This window comes from Bartonella krasnovii, assembly GCF_003606345.3.
GTDB classification, from domain to species: Bacteria; Pseudomonadota; Alphaproteobacteria; order Rhizobiales; family Rhizobiaceae; genus Bartonella; species Bartonella krasnovii.
In genome coordinates this window covers 959,966-979,382 of record NZ_CP031844.2, presented here as the reverse complement: position 1 = coordinate 979,382, position 19,417 = coordinate 959,966, and the positions used below count along the sequence as shown (strand labels likewise).

At 36.7% G+C, this 19,417-nt stretch carries 14 protein-coding genes; 4 read left to right on the top strand and 10 right to left on the bottom strand.

Translation table 11 applies throughout. The annotated features are described in order from the left end of the window. Nucleotides 1-55 precede the first annotated feature (55 nt). The 6 genes from D1092_RS04145 to D1092_RS04120 all read right to left on the bottom strand — a co-directional run bounded on the left by D1092_RS04145 (nt 56) and on the right by D1092_RS04120 (nt 6,683). Nucleotides 56-457: an SUF system Fe-S cluster assembly protein gene (locus tag D1092_RS04145; protein ID WP_120122310.1), complete on the bottom strand. Its 402-nt coding sequence runs from the start codon at nt 455-457 to the stop codon at nt 56-58. Continuing rightward, a complete protein-coding gene (locus tag D1092_RS04140; protein WP_120122309.1) occupies nt 450-1,694 on the bottom strand; it encodes a cysteine desulfurase in 1,245 nt (414 codons plus the stop codon). The genes D1092_RS04145 and D1092_RS04140 overlap by 8 nt, the downstream gene beginning before the upstream one ends. Before the next feature lie 10 nt (nt 1,695-1,704). After that, entirely contained in the window at nt 1,705-2,967 is a 1,263-nt protein-coding gene (sufD, locus tag D1092_RS04135; RefSeq protein WP_120122308.1) for a Fe-S cluster assembly protein SufD, read from the bottom strand. A gap of 7 nt (nt 2,968-2,974) precedes the next feature. Further along, nucleotides 2,975-3,730, bottom strand: a complete 756-nt coding sequence (gene sufC / locus D1092_RS04130; protein ID WP_120122307.1) for a Fe-S cluster assembly ATPase SufC — start codon at nt 3,728-3,730, stop codon at nt 2,975-2,977. 149 nt (nt 3,731-3,879) lie between these two features. Continuing rightward, entirely contained in the window at nt 3,880-5,391 is a 1,512-nt protein-coding gene (sufB, locus tag D1092_RS04125; RefSeq protein ID WP_120122306.1) for a Fe-S cluster assembly protein SufB, read from the bottom strand. A 146-nt stretch (nt 5,392-5,537) separates the two neighbouring features. Further along, a complete protein-coding gene (locus D1092_RS04120) occupies nt 5,538-6,683 on the bottom strand; it encodes a cysteine desulfurase family protein (protein WP_120122305.1) in 1,146 nt (381 codons plus the stop codon). Between the two features lie 161 nt (nt 6,684-6,844). Between D1092_RS04120 and D1092_RS04115 the strand changes: the two genes are divergently transcribed. From D1092_RS04115 to D1092_RS04105, 3 genes are all read left to right on the top strand, one after another. Continuing rightward, nucleotides 6,845-7,525, top strand: coding sequence for an alpha/beta hydrolase (locus D1092_RS04115; RefSeq protein WP_120122304.1), 681 nt, complete (start codon nt 6,845-6,847; stop codon nt 7,523-7,525). A gap of 326 nt (nt 7,526-7,851) precedes the next feature. After that, nucleotides 7,852-9,105 carry a tyrosine--tRNA ligase gene (tyrS, locus tag D1092_RS04110; protein ID WP_120122303.1) on the top strand — a complete coding sequence of 418 codons (1,254 nt, stop codon included), beginning with the start codon at nt 7,852-7,854 and terminating at the stop codon, nt 9,103-9,105. 216 nt (nt 9,106-9,321) lie between these two features. Continuing rightward, nucleotides 9,322-9,798, top strand: a complete 477-nt coding sequence (locus D1092_RS04105) for a peroxiredoxin (RefSeq protein ID WP_120122302.1) — start codon at nt 9,322-9,324, stop codon at nt 9,796-9,798. A gap of 369 nt (nt 9,799-10,167) precedes the next feature. Here the strand turns inward: D1092_RS04105 and prfB are convergent. The 3 genes from prfB to D1092_RS04085 form a co-directional block, all read right to left on the bottom strand. Continuing rightward, nucleotides 10,168-11,296 (bottom strand): peptide chain release factor 2 gene (gene prfB / locus D1092_RS04095; RefSeq protein WP_120122301.1). Its coding sequence is split into 2 segments (ribosomal slippage): nt 10,168-11,226 and nt 11,228-11,296, totalling 1,128 coding nucleotides; the frame shifts between segments, so codons are not numbered across the junction. A 166-nt stretch (nt 11,297-11,462) separates the two neighbouring features. Beyond that, nucleotides 11,463-13,931 carry a penicillin-binding protein 1A gene (locus D1092_RS04090; RefSeq protein ID WP_120122300.1) on the bottom strand — a complete coding sequence of 823 codons (2,469 nt, stop codon included), beginning with the start codon at nt 13,929-13,931 and terminating at the stop codon, nt 11,463-11,465. Between the two features lie 172 nt (nt 13,932-14,103). Beyond that, nucleotides 14,104-15,333, bottom strand: a complete 1,230-nt coding sequence (locus tag D1092_RS04085) for an N-acetylmuramoyl-L-alanine amidase (protein WP_120122299.1) — start codon at nt 15,331-15,333, stop codon at nt 14,104-14,106. Nucleotides 15,334-15,913: 580 nt separating this feature from the next. On the opposite strand from D1092_RS04085, the gene D1092_RS04075 reads away from it, so the two are divergent. Further along, nucleotides 15,914-18,547: an Rne/Rng family ribonuclease gene (locus tag D1092_RS04075; RefSeq protein WP_120122298.1), complete on the top strand. Its 2,634-nt coding sequence runs from the start codon at nt 15,914-15,916 to the stop codon at nt 18,545-18,547. Between the two features lie 88 nt (nt 18,548-18,635). Here the strand turns inward: D1092_RS04075 and D1092_RS04070 are convergent, their stop codons facing one another. Next, on the bottom strand, nt 18,636-19,247 hold the full coding sequence (locus D1092_RS04070) for an invasion associated locus B family protein (protein WP_120122297.1): 612 nt from the start codon (nt 19,245-19,247) through the stop codon (nt 18,636-18,638). Nucleotides 19,248-19,417: the final 170 nt, after the last annotated feature.

Below are 19,417 nucleotides of genomic sequence, written 5' to 3'. Positions count from 1 at the left end.
TGATTGTTTTTAAATCCAACTGTTTGCGAAAATGATGTACTCACGAACAGTATTGTTAATACCATCCGACAGCAATTTGCGCTTCTTCTGACATACACTCAGGCGTCCACGGTGGATCAAAAGTCATAGTGACTTCAACATGCGAAACCCCTTCAACGGCACTGACAGCATTTTCTACCCAGCCCGGCATTTCACCGGCAACAGGACAGCCCGGTGCTGTAAGAGTCATTTCAATTTTTACTGAACGATCATCTTCAATATCAATACGGTAAATCAATCCTAGCTCATAAATATCAGCAGGAATCTCTGGATCATAAACTGTTTTAAGAGCAGCAATAATATCATTCGTCATACGATCAATTTCTTCTGCGGGAATTGTTGATATGTAAGATTTTTTATTTTCGCTTACAGTTTCAGCAGATTCTGTAGAATGGCGCTCTTCTATTAACTCACCCATTAAAAAATGTCCTTGTTTCTTTCAATGCTTTGACCAATTGATCTATATCTTCTTGAGTATTATACATGGCCAACGATGCACGACAAATAGATGTTAAACCAAAGCGCTGTAATAAAGGCTGTGCACAATGAGTTCCCGCACGGATTGCAACCCCTTTTCTATCAATAAACATAGCGATATCATGAGCGTGAATACCTTCAATTGTAAATGATATAATCGCTCCTTTATTGGGAGAATGACCATAAATACGCAATGATTCAACTGTTTTAAGCTTTTCATGCGCATAAGCTGAAAGAGACATTTCATGGGCATGAATTGTACTGAGACCTCTTTTTTGTATATAGTCAATGGCCGCAGCTAATCCAACAGCTTCAACGATAGGAGGTGTACCTGCTTCAAAACGATAAGGAGGAGCATTATAAAGAACCTTATCGGTTGTTACCTCTTCGATCATTTCACCTCCCCCTTGAAAAGGATGCATTTCCTCTAACCGATACTCCTTACCATAAAGAACACCAACACCAGTGGGACCATAAAGCTTATGTCCTGTAAAGACATACCAATCACAATCGAGATCTTGTACATCAACGGTTAAATGTATTGCTCCTTGAGAACCATCCACAAGAACAGGTATAGAATTTTGATGTGCTTGCTTAATCATTTCTTTAACAGGAGGTACAGTTCCTAATATATTAGACATATGCGTTATAGCGACAAGCCGCGTTTTTTCACTCAAAGCCTTTTGGAAATCCTCAATATGCAGAACACCATTTTCATCAACGGGAACAAAAATAAGCTTCACCCCTTTTTGTTCACGCAGAAAATGCCAAGGGATAATATTGGCATGATGTTCCATGATCGTTAGAACAATCTCATCACCTTCCTTGAGTTTGGGCATAGCCCAACCATAAGCAACCGTATTAATCGCTTCCGTTGCATTTTTCGTAAAAATAATTTCTTCAGCTTTTTGAGCATTTAGAAAAAGGCGAACAGTTTCACGAGAGTTTTCATAGAATTGTGTTGCTGTATTGGCTAAAAAATACATTCCCCTATGCACATTAGCATAATGATGGTGATAATAATTATTCATTGCATTGAGTACTGATTGCGGTTTTTGAGCAGAAGCACCACTATCAAGATATGCTAATCGCTTTCCATAAACTTGATGATGCAAAAGAGGAAAATCACGTCGAATTTTGTCGACATTATAATTCAGCGTTTGTACGTCATTTTCCATTTTTTCTCTCTTAAACATTTTTTTCAAGCCATTGACCAATGATATTTTCCAAAACAGTCTGGATATCACCTTGCTTGATGTCATCAATAAGCTCGGCAACAAATCCTTTAATCAAAAGAGCACGAGCCGTTTTAAAGGGGATACCGCGCGCCATAAGATAGAAAAGATAATCATGATTAATATTTGCAACTGTTGCGCCATGGCCGCAGGCAACATCATCAGCAAAAATCTCCAATTCAGGCTTTGCATTAAATTCTGCATCATCTGAAAGGATAAGGCTATTGCAAGCCATACGTGCATCGGTTTTTTGCGCTTTTTGAGCAACACGTATCATCCCTTGAAAAACACCCACAGCTTTATCTGTAACCACATTGCGTATAATTTCAGTTGATGTTGAATTTTCTTCCACGTGACGAACAGTCATTGTAAGATCACTATGTGTTTGTCCTGATAGTAAATTTATAACGCGTAATTGAAAATCAGATTTTTTCCCCTGTAACTCAATATCAACTTCCTGACGATTAAGTTGACTCCCTATATTAATGACATAAAGTGATAACTTCGCTCCTTGAGCAAGAACAGCACGCAGTCGACCAAACTGTGTAGAATTAAAACCACGATTGCGAATAAGAAACCATGTAACATCACTATGAGCGGCAATATTTAATGAAAATATTGAACTGACAAAGGCATCTTGATCATTGCCAATCTGATGTTCAACAAATATAACTTGACTATTTTTATCAACTTTTATGTCTGAAAAAGTATGAGATTGTCCTCCCATTTGTATATTTTGTAATTCAATGGGTCTATTTAACTTTGTATTTTCAGGAATGTAAAAAAGCCAACCATCTGTAACGAAAGCTGTATTTAATTGCCCAATAAAGTCCTCATCAGAAATGTTTTGATCTATCAATACAGAATTATCTTCTAATGCATCTGAAAGGCGTTTTACTGTAATTTTGTCTATTTTTGAGCGCGTTGCTACTTTTCCATTGTTCATGGAAAAAACAGCGCTTTCTGAAAGCAATGTATCAACCGATTGATTGTCTTGGTCTTTTGAAAAGTTGCTCACAGACTTCAGTAATGTGCGCAGATTGGTATAATGCCAATTTTCGATTTTACGAGAAGGAAGACGTGTCGTTTGAAATTGCTCAATAGCTTTCTTGCGGATTGCCCACACGACTTTACTACCCGGTAGGTCATTGATATACTGATTAAAATTACTAAGTATATTTTCTTCAACCGCTAACAAGTTTTGTTGTACCTTCATAATACCTTCAAACTGCCTCCCTGATAAGATCAGCATACCCATTTTGCTCTAAATAAAGCGCTAGGGATTTATCTCCGCTTTTAATAATTCGTCCTTTATAGAGAACATGTACTGTATCTGGAATAATATAATTAAGCAGTCGTTGATAATGGGTAATCACTAAAAATGAACGTTTTGAATCCCGAAGTTTATTAACACCATCTGCAACAATTTTTAATGCATCAATATCTAAACCAGAATCCGTTTCATCTAAAATGCAAAGTTTAGGTTCAAGAAGTGCCATTTGTAAAATTTCAGCACGTTTTTTTTCTCCCCCTGAAAAACCTACATTTAATGGACGTTTTAGCATGTCCATATCTATTTCAAGCTTAGCTGAAACCTCTTTAACATATTTTATAAATTCAGGAATTTTAAGCTCTTCATTACCTCGCGCTTTGCGTTGAGAATTCATCGCGACTTTTAAAAATTCCATCGTTGCTACCCCTGGTATTTCCATTGGATATTGAAATGCAAGAAAAATACCATATGCAGCACGTTCTGCTGGATCCATTTCTAAAATTGATTGTCCATTATAGAGAATATCGCCTTCTATTACTTCATAATCATCACGACCAGCAAGTAAATAAGATAAAGTTGATTTTCCGGCACCATTTTGTCCCATGATCGCGGCAACTTCTCCATCTTGAACCGTCAAGTTTAAACCACGAATAACTTCTGTATCGGTCCCAGCAATACGGGCACGTAAATTTTTTATCTCTAACATCATTTAATCCTGTTCTGGCTGTTTTTCTCAGATACTAATGCGTACTATTTTTCCTTAGCACCCATTTCCTTTTGTAATCACCATAGAAGTTTTTTTACATTTTTTTCTACTATTACAGCCTTATCTTCGATTTATTTCATTAAATAGAATTATCCAACACTTCCCTCAAGGCTAATACCAATAAGCTTTTGAGCCTCGACAGCAAACTCCATGGGAAGTTTTTGAATAACTTCTTTTACAAAACCATTGACAATTAATGCAATTGCCTCTTCTTCGGGAATTCCTCTCTGCATAACATAAAAAAGTTGGTCATCAGAAATTTTTGATGTGGTGGCTTCATGTTCAAATTGAGCTGTTGCGTTTTTTGCTTCAATATAAGGTACTGTATGGGCCCCACAATCATTTCCGATTAACAAACTATCACACTGTGTAAAGTTACGTGCATTTTGTGCTTTTCGGTGGGCTGTGACTTGCCCTCGATAAGTGTTATTTGAAAAGCCAGCAGAAATTCCTTTGGAAATAATACGACTGGAGGTATTTTTTCCCAAATGAATCATTTTTGTACCGGAATCAATTTGCTGGTGACCGTTTGCAACGGCAATAGAATAAAATTCTCCACGCGCGTTATCTCCACGCAGTAAACAGGATGGATATTTCCAAGTAATCGCAGAACCAGTCTCAACTTGTGTCCATGAAATTTTAGAGTTATGTCCTCGACAATCTCCACGCTTCGTCACAAAATTATAAATACCACCCTTTCCATCTTTATCGCCAGGGTACCAGTTTTGTACTGTAGAATATTTAATCTCTGCATTTTCAAGGGCAATAAGCTCAACGACAGCAGCATGAAGTTGGTTTTCATCACGTTGGGGAGCTGTACACCCTTCAAGATAAGAAACATAGGAATCTTCAGCAGCAATAATCAATGTTCGCTCAAATTGCCCTGTATTGCGTTCATTAATTCTAAAGTAAGTTGAAAGCTCCATAGGACAACGAACTCCCTTGGGAATATAAACAAATGAACCATCTGTAAAGACAGCAGCATTTAAGGCCGCATAATAATTATCTCCCACTGGTACAACTGTTCCCAAATATTCTTTAATAAGCTCAGGATGTTCAATAATCGCCTCTGAAATAGAACAAAAAATTACACCAGCACGCGCCAGTTCTTTTTTAAATGTTGTCACAACCGAAACAGAATCAAAGACCGCATCAACAGCTACCTGCCCCGATACAGACACACTGTCATCAAATGTAGAGGGATCAGACTGTTTTCTTACCCCTGCTAAAATCTCTTGTTCTTTAAGAGGAATGCCAAGTTTTTCGTATGTTGCTAATAACTCAGGATCTACTTCGTCTAAAGATTTTGGTCCTGTATGATTTTTAGGAGCAGCATAATAATAAAGCTCCTGAAAATCAATTTTAGGATATTCAAGACGTGCCCAATGAGGCTCTTGCATTGTCAACCAACGGCGGTAAGCTTGTAAGCGCCATGTTAGCATCCATTCAGGCTCATTTTTTTTAGCCGAAATAAATTTGATAATATCTTCATTCAAACCTTTCGGTGCTTTATCCGTTTTTATTTTCGTTTCAAAGCCATATTTATATTGGTCAACATCTATTTCACGGACTTGGCGTATTGTTTCTTCTACTGCCGGCATAAAGCTTCTCCATCTTTTGGCATCAAAAACCGGTAACTAAAAGTCTTGTTTTACAAGATTAAAATTAAATAAGTTATTTCCTAGGCTATAGGCAAAGTACTAAAATTTCAATCAAAGTTATTTTATTATTTAAAATAATTCTAATTTTATCCTTTTTTCTTGCTTATCATTTGAGAAAAAAATAATAGAAAATCATCAATATCTTCAGAGGTTGTATCACGTCCCAGCGAAATGCGAATGGCACCATTTGGAACATGATACCCCATTGCTTCTAAAACTTTGCTTTGTTTTACTTTTCCTGAAGAACAAGCAGAACCAGATGATACTGAAAAACCTTCTAAGTCAAAAGCAATTTGCATGGTTTCAGCTTTTATATTTTTTACGGTAAAGTAAGTCGTATTTGGCAAACGTTGAACTCTTTTGCCAAAAATTTCAATATTTTGGCTTATTTTTTGAAGTCCATCTTCTAATTTATTACGTAAATATAGTAACTGTTTTATTTCTTCCTGTGTGAGACAATCAGCCATCGCGGCTCCAAAAGCAGCAATAAGAGATAATGCTTCTGTTCCTCCACGTAAGCCTTTTTCTTGTCCCCCTCCGGTAATAAGAGGGTGTGGCATGAGGAGATTGCCACATGAAACAAAAGCACCAACGCCTTTAGGACCACCAGCTTTATGTGCAGAGAGTATAAAAAAGTCTCCTCCTAGCTGATTAATATCAACAAAATTTTTATCGATATATTGCGATAAATCAACAATAAGAGTACCGCCTAAATCACGAACAATAGCCGCTATTTCTTTTAACGGTTGAATAACACCCGTTTCACTATTTGCTGCTTGAATAGCAACAAGAGGTAAACCTTTTGTTTTATCGTGAGTCCTTAAGAGGGATGCTAATTTATCTTGTTGAATAAGCCCATCTTGATCAACAGTAATGACACTTATCAATTCTTTAGAAAAACGTCCTCCCTCTGCAACAGAGGGGTGTTCAGTCGCTCCAAGGTACAGATGAGAAAATTGAACCTTTGCATTCCCCATCGTGTAAAAGGGTGTTAACAAAGTCATTGCTGCTTCACTCGCACCAGAGGTAAAAACAACGTTATCTGGATCTGTTTTAAGATTTTCAGCGATTTGTCGACGCGCCTTTTGCAATAAAGTTTTAGCAGCACGCCCCTCCCTATGAACGGATGAGGGATTACCAAATGTATCTAAAGATTCCAGTAATGCTATCCGCGCTATTTTTTTGAGCGGTGTTGTTGCGTTATGATCAAAATATCGGCGTTTTATAACCATTTTACATCGCAATCATTAATCTTATGAATTGATTAAAAAAATAGCGCAATTTTCTTGAAAAGTGCACTTAAAAAAGAATATCTAATGATTATTTAAGAGATTCTATGGTAAAAGTCGACCAGGGTCAATGAGAGCCTTTTATAGCATTTAAGGAGCATTTTATGCCAGAAATTATTTTTAACGGCCCCGCGGGTCGGCTCGAAGGGCGTTATCAACCTTCCCAACAAAAAAATGCGCCCATTGCGATCATTTTGCATCCTCACCCTCAATTTGGTGGAACGATGAATCATAAAATTGTCTATGATCTCTTTTATATGTTCCAACAACGTGGCTTTACAACTCTCCGTTTTAACTTTCGTGGTATTGGTCGCAGTCAAGGGGAGTTTGATTATGGAATAGGAGAGCTTTCAGATGCGGCTGCGGCTCTCGATTGGGTGCAAGCACAACATCCAGACTCTAAAAATTGCTGGGTAGCAGGATATTCATTTGGAGCATGGATTGGCATGCAGCTTTTAATGCGCCGACCGGAAATTGAGGGTTTTATCTCTGTTGCCCCTCAGCCTAATGTTTATGATTTTTCATTTCTTGCACCTTGTCCCTCTTCTGGGCTTATCATTCATGGTGGTATCGATAAAGTTTCCCCTCCAAAAGACGTTCAAATGCTTGTTGATAAATTGAAAACACAAAAAGGTATTATCATCACACAAGAAATACTAGAAGGAGCTAATCACTTTTTTAGTGGATGCCATGAAGAACTTATTGAACGATGCGCTCACTATTTGGATAATCATATCACCAATGAATTTCTCGCTCCTCCTCCTGAAATACTTTCACTTACTTAGGAAAATACAATAGATTTATAAAAAGTCAGCAAAAGCCATCCCTGATTATAGTAATGTAATTTTTTTAGACTGTATTTATGATTTTTCTAAATTTTATTTTAGGATAGAAACAAAGGTAAAAAAGTGTCTTTTTTTATTTACTGATTTTCGTTAAATTACCTTTTTTAGCGTAAAAAAGGAATAATACTTATATTATTATCTTCATTACCAATATGTCTGGTTCTCTTGTGATATATGTCATTTATGGTAGATAAAGCATGAATGATCCATTATATAATCATCAATTATATAAAATGATTGCCCTCTTATATTAGGAAATTGACTCTGTGTTTGCCTTTAAATCTGACTTTTTACATATTATGAGTGAACGTGGTTTTATCCACCAAATTTCGGATGAAAAAGGCTTAGATGATCTTTTTTCAAAAGAAACTGTAAGCGCTTATACTGGATTTGATCCAACAGCATCAAGCTTACATGCTGGAAGTCTTCTTCAGATTATGATGCTTTATTGGTTACAAAAAACGGGACATCGCCCCATTGCTTTAATGGGTGGAGGGACAGGATTGATCGGTGATCCTTCCTTTAAAGATGAAGCACGACGGCTTCTAACACAAGATGATATTGCAACGAATATTGATGGTATTAAAAAGGTATTTTCTAACTATTTGACATTCGGTGATCGAGAAACAGATGCTTGCATTGTAAATAATGCTGAATGGTTGTGCAATTTAAACTACTTAGAATTTTTGCGTGATGTAGGAAAACATTTTTCTGTCAACCGTATGTTGTCATTTGATTCTGTTAAACTCAGACTTGAGCGTGAACACTCTTTATCCTTCTTAGAGTTTAATTATATGATTCTGCAAGCTTATGACTTTGTTGAACTTTATAAACGTTACGGCCTGCGTATGCAAATGGGGGGCTCTGATCAATGGGGCAACATTATTAACGGAATCGAATTAGGGCATCGTTTAGGAACACCACAATTATATGCATTAACATCACCATTGCTGACGACCTCTTCCGGTGCCAAAATGGGTAAATCATTGAATGGTGCTGTGTGGCTTAATGCTGATATGCTTTCACCTTATCAATTTTGGCAATATTGGCGCAATACAGAAGACGCTGATGTAACACGATTTTTAAAGCTCTATACCACATTACCCATGGATGAGATTCTCAAACTTTCTCTCTTACAAGGGACTGAAATTAATGAAGCAAAAAAAATTCTTGCAACAGAAATTACCGCAATGTTGCATGGTCGGGCTCTTGCCGAATCAGCCGCAGAAACTGCCCGCAAAACATTTGAAGAAAAAACAATTGGAGAAAATCTTCCAACAGTTAAAATGAACGCAATAGAATTAAAAACGGGTGCTGGATTACTCTCTCTTTTAGTAAAAGCAGGACTTGCAAAATCAAACAGTGAAGCGCGCCGTCATATTCAAGGTGGAGGGATACGTGTTAATGATCAAATCATAAAGGATGAGACATACCTTATTATTGAAAAAGATGTCACAGCAGAAGGAATTATTAAACTTTCTTTTGGTAAGAAAAAGCATGTATTGATCAAACCTCTATAATCTATTGATATCTCATTCATTTTATAAATTTTTATTTCATGAGAGTGATGTTTTTTGCGCCTTCTTTATTCATTTTTTATTTAGTTTTTATGAAAGAATATTTTTTTATATGATAGCAAAAAATCTTTGAAATAATTTTATTCTAAAGAGTTGAAACTTTATTCCTTCTCTGTCATGCTGCTCATTGATCTTTTAACTCAAGAAGAAAGATAGAACATGACAAAATCAATGAAAGGAACTCTTGCTCCTGATTTTAATTTGCCACGTGATGGAGGAGAGATGGTCTGTCTTTCTGACTTTAGGGGCAAACCTGTTGTCTTATACTTTTATCCCAAAGATGACACGAGTGGATGCACAAGCGAGGCTCTTGATTTTACAAAATTAAAGACGAATTTTGATAAAATCGGTGTTGCTGTTATTGGCATCTCTCCTGATAATGTAAAAAAACACGATAAATTTAAAGTAAAACATGGACTTGATGTCATTTTGGCTTCTGATGAAGAAAAAACAACCCTTGAATCTTATGGTGTTTGGGTAGAGAAAAGTATGTATGGACGCAAATATATGGGTGTCGAACGAAGCACTTTTTTAATTAATGCAAATGGAAAAATCATAGAAGAATGGCGCAAAGTGAGCGTATCTGGACACGCTGAAAATGTTTTAGCAGCTGCAACGCTTTTACTATCGTCATGATGACATATGAACTAGGAGTATACGATATTTAAGAGCAATAGCCTTCCTCCTCAATTGATTTTATTTTTCCAAGGAGTTCAATTTTTACAATATGTTAATTTATAAGATTAGCTAGTTATTTATTCTTTAAATTAATCCTCCTGATATCATAAATTCTCTCCTTTCAGATTTTTCTTATCTTAAATGAGTCAAAAAGTTCACTTGTTCCTGTCATAAGCAAAGTTGACTTGTGAGAAAAGACTTTGAAAAAAGGAACAAAAAACACCTCTTTGAACCCTTCACCTATCAAGAGCTATCCCTACATCACAGCATTAATAAAACAAGCAATGTAAGAAATAAACTTACACGGTTTAAAGGAGGAATATATCATTAACGAATATCCTCAATTTCTTTGTCTTTTCCATAAATACGTTGAGAAAGTGCAGCCTCTATAAATGAATCTAAGTTCCCATTAAGGACAGATTGTGGATCAGTACTTTCAATCCCTGTACGCAAGTCTTTTACAAGTTGATAAGGTTGAAGAACATAAGATCTAATTTGATGTCCCCATCCGATTTCTGTTTTAGAAGATTCAACAGCATTGGTTTCTTCTTCTCTTTTTTTGAGTTCCTCTTCATAAAGGCGAGCACGAAGCATTGACCAAGCTGTAGCGCGATTTTTATGCTGAGAACGCTCCGTTTGACATTGAACTACAATACCCGTTTTCATATGTGTGATACGAACAGCAGAATCTGTCGTATTAACATGTTGTCCTCCTGCTCCCGATGCACGATAGGTATCAATACGCACATCTGCTTCTGAAACATCAACTTCAATATCGTCATCAATAACCGGATAAACCCAAATGCTTGCAAAAGAGGTATGTCGCTTTGCATTCGAATCAAATGGAGAAATTCGTACCAAGCGATGAACGCCTGATTCTGTTTTTAACAATCCATAAGCATTATGCCCTTTTACCAGAATCGTCGCTGATTTTATTCCTGCTTCTTCTCCATCATGAATTTCTAAAACTTCAACCTTCATTTCATGCTGTTCAGCCCAGCGCATATACATACGCAACAACATAGAAGCCCAATCTTGGCTTTCTGTTCCCCCTGCCCCTGCATGGACTTCTAAATAGGTATCATTAGGATCGGCCTCTCCTGAAAGAAGCACATCTATTTGCCTTTTATCGATCTCACTTTTAAGGTTACGTATTGAATTTTCCGCCTCAGCGATAATTTCAACATCACTTTCTTCCTCACCCATCGCAATGAGCTCAATGCATTCTTCAAGTGTTTTTGTAAATGATAAAAGAGCACTGATTGAATCATCAAGACGCTGACGCTCACGCATCATATCTTGCGCTTGTTGTGCATCATCCCAAAGTGTAGGATCTTCTGCTTTTTGATTAAGATATTCGAGACGCTTTAGTGATTGATCCCAGTCAAAGATGCCCCCTTAGCAACTGAATTGCTTGTCGGATTTCATCAACTAATGTTTCTATTTCTGCTCGCATAATTTAACACCGTATTTTTTACACTCTTTCTGGTATGTTCTTAGCATTTTATACAAATTTAATAGCTTTTATCAAAAATGGAAAGGAGCCATCATTCTATTTACCGGACTAACATTATTAAAAAACAGATAAAAACCAAGACTCATAGAAAAGGAGATTTTGTTGGTTAATACAGCCCCCCTGTTCCACTTTCAAGGGCTTTATTAACTTGTGGAGAAGTGGTTATTGCTGGAACACCTTCTTGAAAAGAATCCGTCCCTCCAATGACTTGATATATATCAGCAGGACCAGTTCCTGGTTTAAATGCTTCTATAATGACATCTTGATCTCCTCTTTCCGCAAGCATTCCTGTTTTTCGATTAATTGGCATTAAAATCATACCCTTCGGCATCTTAAAGGGAACATCCGGTTTTCCTTTAAGAGCACCTTCCATAAATTCACCAAAAATAGGTGCAGCCAATGAACTCCCCGTCCCGTTGTATCCCAACGATGCTGGTTGATCATAACCAACAAAAACTCCAACGACGAGATCAGGGGTAAATCCCATAAACCAGACATCTTTAGAATCATTGGTTGTTCCTGTTTTAGCAGCAATATGTCTATTGAGATAACGTAAACGCGCTGCAGTACCACGCTGAACAACTCCTTCCATCATCGATGTAATCTGATAAGCTGTCATGGGATCAAGAACTTGATCTCTCTCATCAATTAAAGTGGGTTCCTTTTGATTATTCCATGAATTCGCATTACAATTTTCGCAAATACGATCATCATGACGATAAATTGTCTTCCCATAACGATCTTGAATTCGGTCTATCAGAGAAGGTTTAATAGAGCGTCCTCCATTAGCTATGACAGAATAAGCTGTAACCATTCGTAAAACTGTTGTTTCAGCGGCTCCTAGGGCCATGGGGAGATAAGGTTGCAATTTATCGACCACGCCAAAACGCTCTGCATATTCAGCGACAAGAGGCATTCCCATATCATTGGCAAGCCTTACTGTCATAAGATTACGAGAATGCTCAATACCATAACGCAGCGTTGAAGGTCCTGCAAAAGTACCACCATAATTTTTAGGTTGCCAAACCTCACCATTATATTGGCGAACTTCGATGGGACCATCTAAAATAACCGATGCTGGTGTATACCCATTATCAAGTGCTGCTGAATACACTATGGGCTTAAATGCAGAACCAGCCTGACGATAAGCTTGTGTTGCACGATTAAACTCAGATACTGCAAAAGAAAAACCTCCCACCATTGCAAGAACGCGCCCTGTGTGCGGCTCCATAGCAACAATTGCACCTTCAACCTTAGGAATTTGTTGTAAACGATAAGTGTTATTTGTATTGGCTAGCTTTTCAACAAAAATAACATCCCCAACTTGTAGAACATGAGACAAGCTATGAACAGTTCTTCTATAACCATTTTCTTTCACAACATGAAGTGCCCATTTTGAAGCGGCTTCAGATAAAACAGCAATTTCTCGTTTTTTTGAGAGTATACCAGAAGCTTCACGCTGCGGCTGTAAACCAATCTCTATTTTATTGGGATTTGCAGAAAGAACAACCGCTAAACGCCATTCAGGAACATCACTTAACCCTGTGATATTTGCAAGCTCCTCCCCCCAATCATCATCTTTTTTATCAATATGCGCATAAGCTCCACGCCATCCGTGTGCATGATCAAATTTAATTAATCCATTTTGTAAAGCCCGCCGAGCAATTATTTGTAGATGCGGATCAAGCGTTGTACGGATGGACAGTCCACCTTCATAAAGTGTTTTAGCTCCATAGCGATGCATTAAACGGCGACGCACTTCTTCAGTAAAATAATCAGCCGCAAAAACATAGCTATCACTTCCACGTATTTTCGCTCCCAGAGGTTTAGCTTTTGCTTTTTCACCTTGTTCACGGGTTACATACCCATTTGCAACCATCCGATCTATAACCCAATTGCGCCGATCAATAGCACGCTGCGTATTCTTAAATGGATCATAATTTGCTGGTCCTTTTGGAAGAGCAGCCAAATAAGCACATTGTTCTAACGTCAGATCATTGACGGATTTATTGAAATAGGTCAAAGAGGCAGCGGCTATACCATAAGTACCACGCCCCAAATAAATTTCATTGAGATAAAGTTCGAGGATATGATCTTTTGAGTAAGTTTTCTCAATACGCATTGCTAAAATAGCTTCCTTAAATTTACGCTCTAACGTTGTTTCTGAACTTAAAAGGAAGTTTTTAGCGACTTGTTGCGTTATGGTTGATGCGCCTTCTGGACGTCTTCCAGAACCAATATTACGAATATTATTGATCAAAGCGCGAGAAAGTCCTTCGGGATCTAAACCAAAATGATGATAAAAATTTTTATCTTCAGCCGAAATAAAAGCATCTTTAACAAGCTTTGGGATTGATTGAATCGGTAAATAGAGGCGATGTTTTGTTGCAAACTCTGCCATAAGACGACCATCAGAAGCATGGACACGAGTCATTACCGGTGGCTCATAAAGTGAAAGAACTTCATAATCAGGAAGTGCATTTGCTTGACCACTGGTCACAATACCCCATGTTATTGCGCTACAAAGTCCAGTAGTAACAAAAAAACGAGGAAGATATTTAAAAAAAATCATCATAAAAACGGCTATCGCTTTCTTAAGAATTGATCAAAGAAAAAATATGTGACTTCAATCACACCACGTGGATATCATCACGCAAGATTGAGAAAAAGAAAATTTGTTTTCTATCTTTATATTTATACTAGGATACACTAAAATCCCATATTAATTACTCTATTTTCTCACAAATTTAAAGAGGCTGTACCATTTTCTGTCTATATTCAGCGAATTGACGAATAGAATGAGCAATCGAGAGGGCCATTTGTTTTCTCCAATGAGGATCGTTTAATAACTTTTCATCCTCTTTGTTGGAGAGATAACCAATCTCTATCAAGACAGAGGGAATATCTGAAGCTCTTAAAACTTGAAAATTAGCATAGCGATGAGGGTTATTGATCAAGTTGATATGACTTTTTGATAAACTCGAAATAACACTATTTGCAAAATTAACCGAAAACGTATGCGTTTCCCGTCGTGTAAGATCCATCAAGATATCTGTAACTTCAAGCGTTTCATCTGCAGGCAAACCATCAAGCAAATCAACTTTATTTTCACTTTCAGCTAAAGATTTAGCAATGGCGTCAGAGGCTTTATCTGATATGGTATACACTGTGGCTCCACGAAGGGAATGAACATCAATTGTATCTGCATGAATGGATATAAAAAGATCAGCACCAAACTCTTGCGCTTTTTTTACTCTTTCGCTTAATCTTAAAAAAACATTAGAATCACGTGTTAAAATAACGCTAATATGCGGATCTTTTTGTAACTCTTCTTGCAATGCACGCGCAAAATCTAAAGTTACATCTTTTTCTAAAACTCCAGTAACCCCCCGTGCCCCACCATCAATACCACCATGACCAGGATCAAGGACAACACGAAAATTTTGCACTGGAATCAAAGGTAGTTTTGTATCAAAATTGCTCCTTTGTTGGTTCTTTAATATCTTATCAAATTTCTCTTGCGTACTTTTACGAATATCAACCAGCAACTGCCATAAGCCATTGTCTAATTTTTTTACGATACTTTTTTCAACCACAAAAACTGTTTTACTTGTCAAAATAATGCGTGAAGTTTGTATGTCTGAGAAAGCATAACGCACATCTGAGAGCATAACGGATAATGCATTCTGTTTTTTAAAAGACATATTTTGCATTGAAAAGTCAATTGTAGGTAAATTGATAACCAAACGTGCAGGCCTATCCAAAATCTGCAAACGAATATTTGGTTTTGAATTGAAAAGCGCAATTATACGTGTATGAGCACTATCACCAATGGCTCGAAAATTGATAAGTCTCAAAGGGTCAGCAGCATGAACATTGGCTTGACATAACAAAAAAAATAATAAAAAGTATATGAATTGCACAATAATATCCCAATAGGCTGTTTTCAGCTTTTGGGTCAAAGAAAATCTTATCATAAGCCCTCTTATCATAAGCAAAGTATTCTACAACGACATTTGTAATAATTTATTGTTTATTTTTCAATAAATGCTAAACTCTCCCCATTATAAAAAACAAAAACGAAATTAAGGTAATAAAAATATTATCATGATACATGATTTACATTGTTACTTGCCAAACGTATGATATCAACATAAAAGAATATTGGTGCTTCCTAGCTCATAATCGATCTAATTATCTGTAACTCATAGTAAGTTATCTTTAAAGGGGTTATTGCATATTATGCGCTGAGACTTTGTTATGGATGAAAAATTTCTATGTTATAAAATTAGGATTGCATTATTTAAGATTCGTTGGTTCGGATATCCGAACTGTTTTAGAGATTATTTTACCAGAGACTTTTTAAAAATATGAGTCATAAAAAACAGATGGAGATAATGATGAGAAATGGTGTAAATGCAGTCATGCATCTACACGTGGTGTTCCGTCCTGTTTTTCTGGTACTTCCCTTTTATGGCAGACAGCCCTTTACATCTACGAATAATTACACCGTTCGTTTGAATAGAATTGTGCATGTCGCCTTCAGGATATTAACTTATGTCAAACAAAATGCTTATAGATGCCTCTCATCCGGAGGAAACACGTGTTGTTGTTGTTCACGGCAACAAAATTGAAGAACTTGATTTTGAATCAGAACATAAAAAACAGCTTAAGGGGAATATTTATCTTGCACGTATTACACGTGTAGAACCATCTCTCCAAGCAGCTTTTGTTGAATATGGTGGAAACCGACATGGTTTTTTAACATTTTCTGAAATTCATCCTGACTATTATCAAATTCCTATTGCTGATCGCCTTGCTCTTCTTGAAGAAGAGGAAGCAGCAGCTGTAGGGGAAAGTCCAGCAGATATTTTTGAGGAAGAAACAACTAAAAATAAAAAACGCTCTAGAAGAACAAAAAAAAATGCGAAAAATAATGTCATAGCAGCCGATGTTGAAAATGATATTGCATCCGAAACTGTAACAATTAATCATACAGAAGAGATATTAAATGCCGATGTTTCTTATGATGAAATCGAAATGGTTGGGGCTGAGGACATCCGTGAAGAGCTCCCGACATATCAAAGAAAACAAGGGCGCCAGTATAAAATTCAAGAAGTGATTAAACGACGTCAAATTTTACTGGTGCAAGTTATCAAGGAAGAACGTGGAAATAAAGGCGCTGCTCTTACAACATATCTCTCTCTAGCTGGTCGTTATTCTGTTCTCATGCCCAACACAGCACGCGGTGGTGGTATTTCACGAAAAATTACGAATGTGCAAGACCGTAAGCGTCTTAAAGAAATCGTAAAAGAATTAGCTGTTCCAAAAGGTATGGGCGTTATCTTACGAACGGCTGGTGCTAATAGAACAAAAGCTGAAATCAAACGCGATTATGAATATCTTATGCGGTTATGGGATACGATTCGTACTTTGACACTCGAGTCAACGGCACCATGCCTTGTTCATGAAGAAAGTAATCTTATAAAGCGTTCTATACGAGATCTTTACAATAAGAACATTAGTGAAATTCTTGTCTCTGGAGACCAAGGATATCGTGAAGCGAAAGACTTTATGCGTATGCTTATGCCAAGTCATGCAAAAGTCGTGCAACCTTATCGCGATCCTACGCCTATTTTTGCAAGAAATAATATTGAAATTCAGCTTGATAAAATGTTGCAACCACAGGTTTCTTTAAAATCTGGGGGGTATCTTGTTATTAATCAAACAGAAGCACTTGTTGCTATTGACGTTAATTCTGGACGCTCTACGAAAGAATTCTCTGTTGAAAAGACAGCTTTACAAACAAACCTTGAAGCTGCAGAAGAAGTAGCACGTCAATTACGCTTACGTGATCTTGCTGGTTTAATCGTGATTGATTTTATTGACATGCTTGAAGAACGCAATGTGCGACTGGTCGAAAAAAAATTAAAAGACTGTTTAAAAAATGATCGTGCTCGTATTCAAGTTGGCCATATCTCACACTTCGGCCTTTTAGAAATGAGCCGTCAACGTATTCGCATATCAGTTTTAGAAAGTACAACACAGCCCTGCCCCCATTGCGCAGGAACAGGAAGTATACGCTCTGAATCATCAATTGCTTTACATGTCATGCGCTCAATTGAAGAATATCTCCTTCATAATTCTCAATATAATATTATTGTGCGCACACCCGTAGCAACAGCACTTTATGTGCTAAATCACAAACGCAACATTCTTGTTAATTTAGAAACACGCTTTAAACTCAATATTAGTATTGAAGCAGATGATAGTATTGGAACACAACATCTTGTTATTTCTAAAGGCACAATAGCAGAAAGCATTTCTCAATCTTCATTGGAAGATGACAATAAGCAAGAAATTGAAAATTCTGTTTTCATAAAAAGTGAATCTATTGAAAATCCTCCTTCCATTGAAACAAATCAAAAACGTCAACGCAAAAATCACCACGATGAAATTGCTGATCATTCTCTCTCCGACTCTCATAAGAAAGAAGATACATTGAGTGATGATTCTTACCGTCGAGGACGCCGTCGAGGACGCCGTGGTGGTCGACGAAATCAAGATAATAGTTTTCATCAGGTTCGCATTCCTTACGCGGAACCAGTAGGAGATTTTTCTAAGAAGGCTTTAGCAGAAATTAAAGCAGCGCATCGCAAACGTAGTGGTCCATCGGCTAAATCTTCTAAACCTGAAGAAATAAAAAATGATACACAAGCCCTCGAGCTACAACAGCAAGATGAGGCAACAAAAGTTGATGATACAAGGGTTAAACCTAAAAAACGTAAAACACTTTCTTCAAGGGCAGTAGAAAATAATCTTTCTCTAGAGAGTGATCAAAATATTGTAGAACAAAAATCTCTTGAAGAAAAAACTAAAAGCAGTTCGGCACATAAAATTAGAACAAAAAAAACAGATAAATCTCTTCATGAGAATGAGGATAAAGCTCCTGAAAATACTAAGAAGTCAACACGTAGAACACGTAAAAAAACATCCTCTAAAGAGACAACAGAAATACAAAAAACATTAGAGAAAGAAACTGATATGAAAATGGAGAAAGCTGTCGAACTTTCTCCTTCTAAAATTGAGGAAACAATTAACCACCCTGTTGTTATTTCATCAACATCTAATGATTCCCCTAAAACTGCGCGTATTGGTTGGTGGAAGCGCAGAACCCTTTCAAAAAATTAACAATAAAAAGAAACCGCCACAAAAAATTGTGGCGGTCTAAATAAATAATCATAGAAAAAGTTTTAACCAATTCTATGGCGTGTGTGTATTATTTTTGCTTTGCTTTCTCTTGCTCAGCCCGCATACGCTCTTCAATTTCTTTTTGATTTGATTGAATAGCTTGTTGCAGCTTTATTTGCTCTTGTTGGAAATCTTTTTCTTCCATACCAGGACCGGTATATGCTGCTGTAAATCCATTAAGAGAAAATTCAATAGGATTAGCTGAACCACGGAAATTAACAGTGGTTACAACCATTTTTGTACCACTTTTCATAGCTGCAATAAGCTTATCATCTAAGACATCATTGGCAATACAACTTGGTCCATTACAAATGATATAAGGAATTTTTTTAGAGAAACCATCACCTATTTGAATGTGAACACCTTCTGGCAAAAAACGACCTGTAGGCACTTGAATACCTATACGTTTTTCATTTTGCTTCCCTTTTATTTCAACAAGATTAAAAGCCGTTAAAGGTTGTCCTGTATTTGATAATACAGTATTCATTGTATTACAAATATCAACATCATTCTGTTTACTGCAAACTTTGTACCAACCTTGCGATAAAGTCTGCGCATTTGCAGAAATACCAGCTATAAGAAAAAGGGCAGCTGCTCCAACTAATATTGAGACAGCAGAATAAAAATTTTTATGCGACATGATTAAGTTAATCCTTTCAACGCGCTTTTAAGTAATTAAAAAAAATATTAAGTATAATTCCAATTTAAACTTATTAAATTATAATGAAATAAAACTTAATTTTATTATTTTTACTTCAATATAAAAAAAAAAGTCAATTTTAGAGAAAAAACTACGACGATCTATGTAAA

Excerpts from the sequence above, each read along its gene's own strand:
- D1092_RS04145 (WP_120122310.1), bottom strand. The coding sequence starts at position 457 with ATGGGTGAGTTAATAGAAGAGCGCCATTCTACAGAATCTGCTGAAACT.
- sufC (WP_120122307.1), bottom strand. The coding sequence starts at position 3,730 with ATGTTAGAGATAAAAAATTTACGTGCCCGTATTGCTGGGACCGATACA.
- D1092_RS04105 (WP_120122302.1), top strand. The coding sequence starts at position 9,322 with ATGACAAAATCAATGAAAGGAACTCTTGCTCCTGATTTTAATTTGCCA.
- sufD (WP_120122308.1), bottom strand. The coding sequence starts at position 2,967 with ATGAAGGTACAACAAAACTTGTTAGCGGTTGAAGAAAATATACTTAGT.
- D1092_RS04115 (WP_120122304.1), top strand. The coding sequence starts at position 6,845 with ATGCCAGAAATTATTTTTAACGGCCCCGCGGGTCGGCTCGAAGGGCGT.
- D1092_RS04075 (WP_120122298.1), top strand. The coding sequence starts at position 15,914 with ATGTCAAACAAAATGCTTATAGATGCCTCTCATCCGGAGGAAACACGT.
- D1092_RS04070 (WP_120122297.1), bottom strand. The coding sequence starts at position 19,247 with ATGTCGCATAAAAATTTTTATTCTGCTGTCTCAATATTAGTTGGAGCA.
- D1092_RS04085 (WP_120122299.1), bottom strand. The coding sequence starts at position 15,333 with ATGATAAGATTTTCTTTGACCCAAAAGCTGAAAACAGCCTATTGGGAT.
- sufB (WP_120122306.1), bottom strand. The coding sequence starts at position 5,391 with ATGCCGGCAGTAGAAGAAACAATACGCCAAGTCCGTGAAATAGATGTT.
- D1092_RS04120 (WP_120122305.1), bottom strand. The coding sequence starts at position 6,683 with ATGGTTATAAAACGCCGATATTTTGATCATAACGCAACAACACCGCTC.
- D1092_RS04140 (WP_120122309.1), bottom strand. The coding sequence starts at position 1,694 with ATGGAAAATGACGTACAAACGCTGAATTATAATGTCGACAAAATTCGA.
- D1092_RS04090 (WP_120122300.1), bottom strand. The coding sequence starts at position 13,931 with ATGATGATTTTTTTTAAATATCTTCCTCGTTTTTTTGTTACTACTGGA.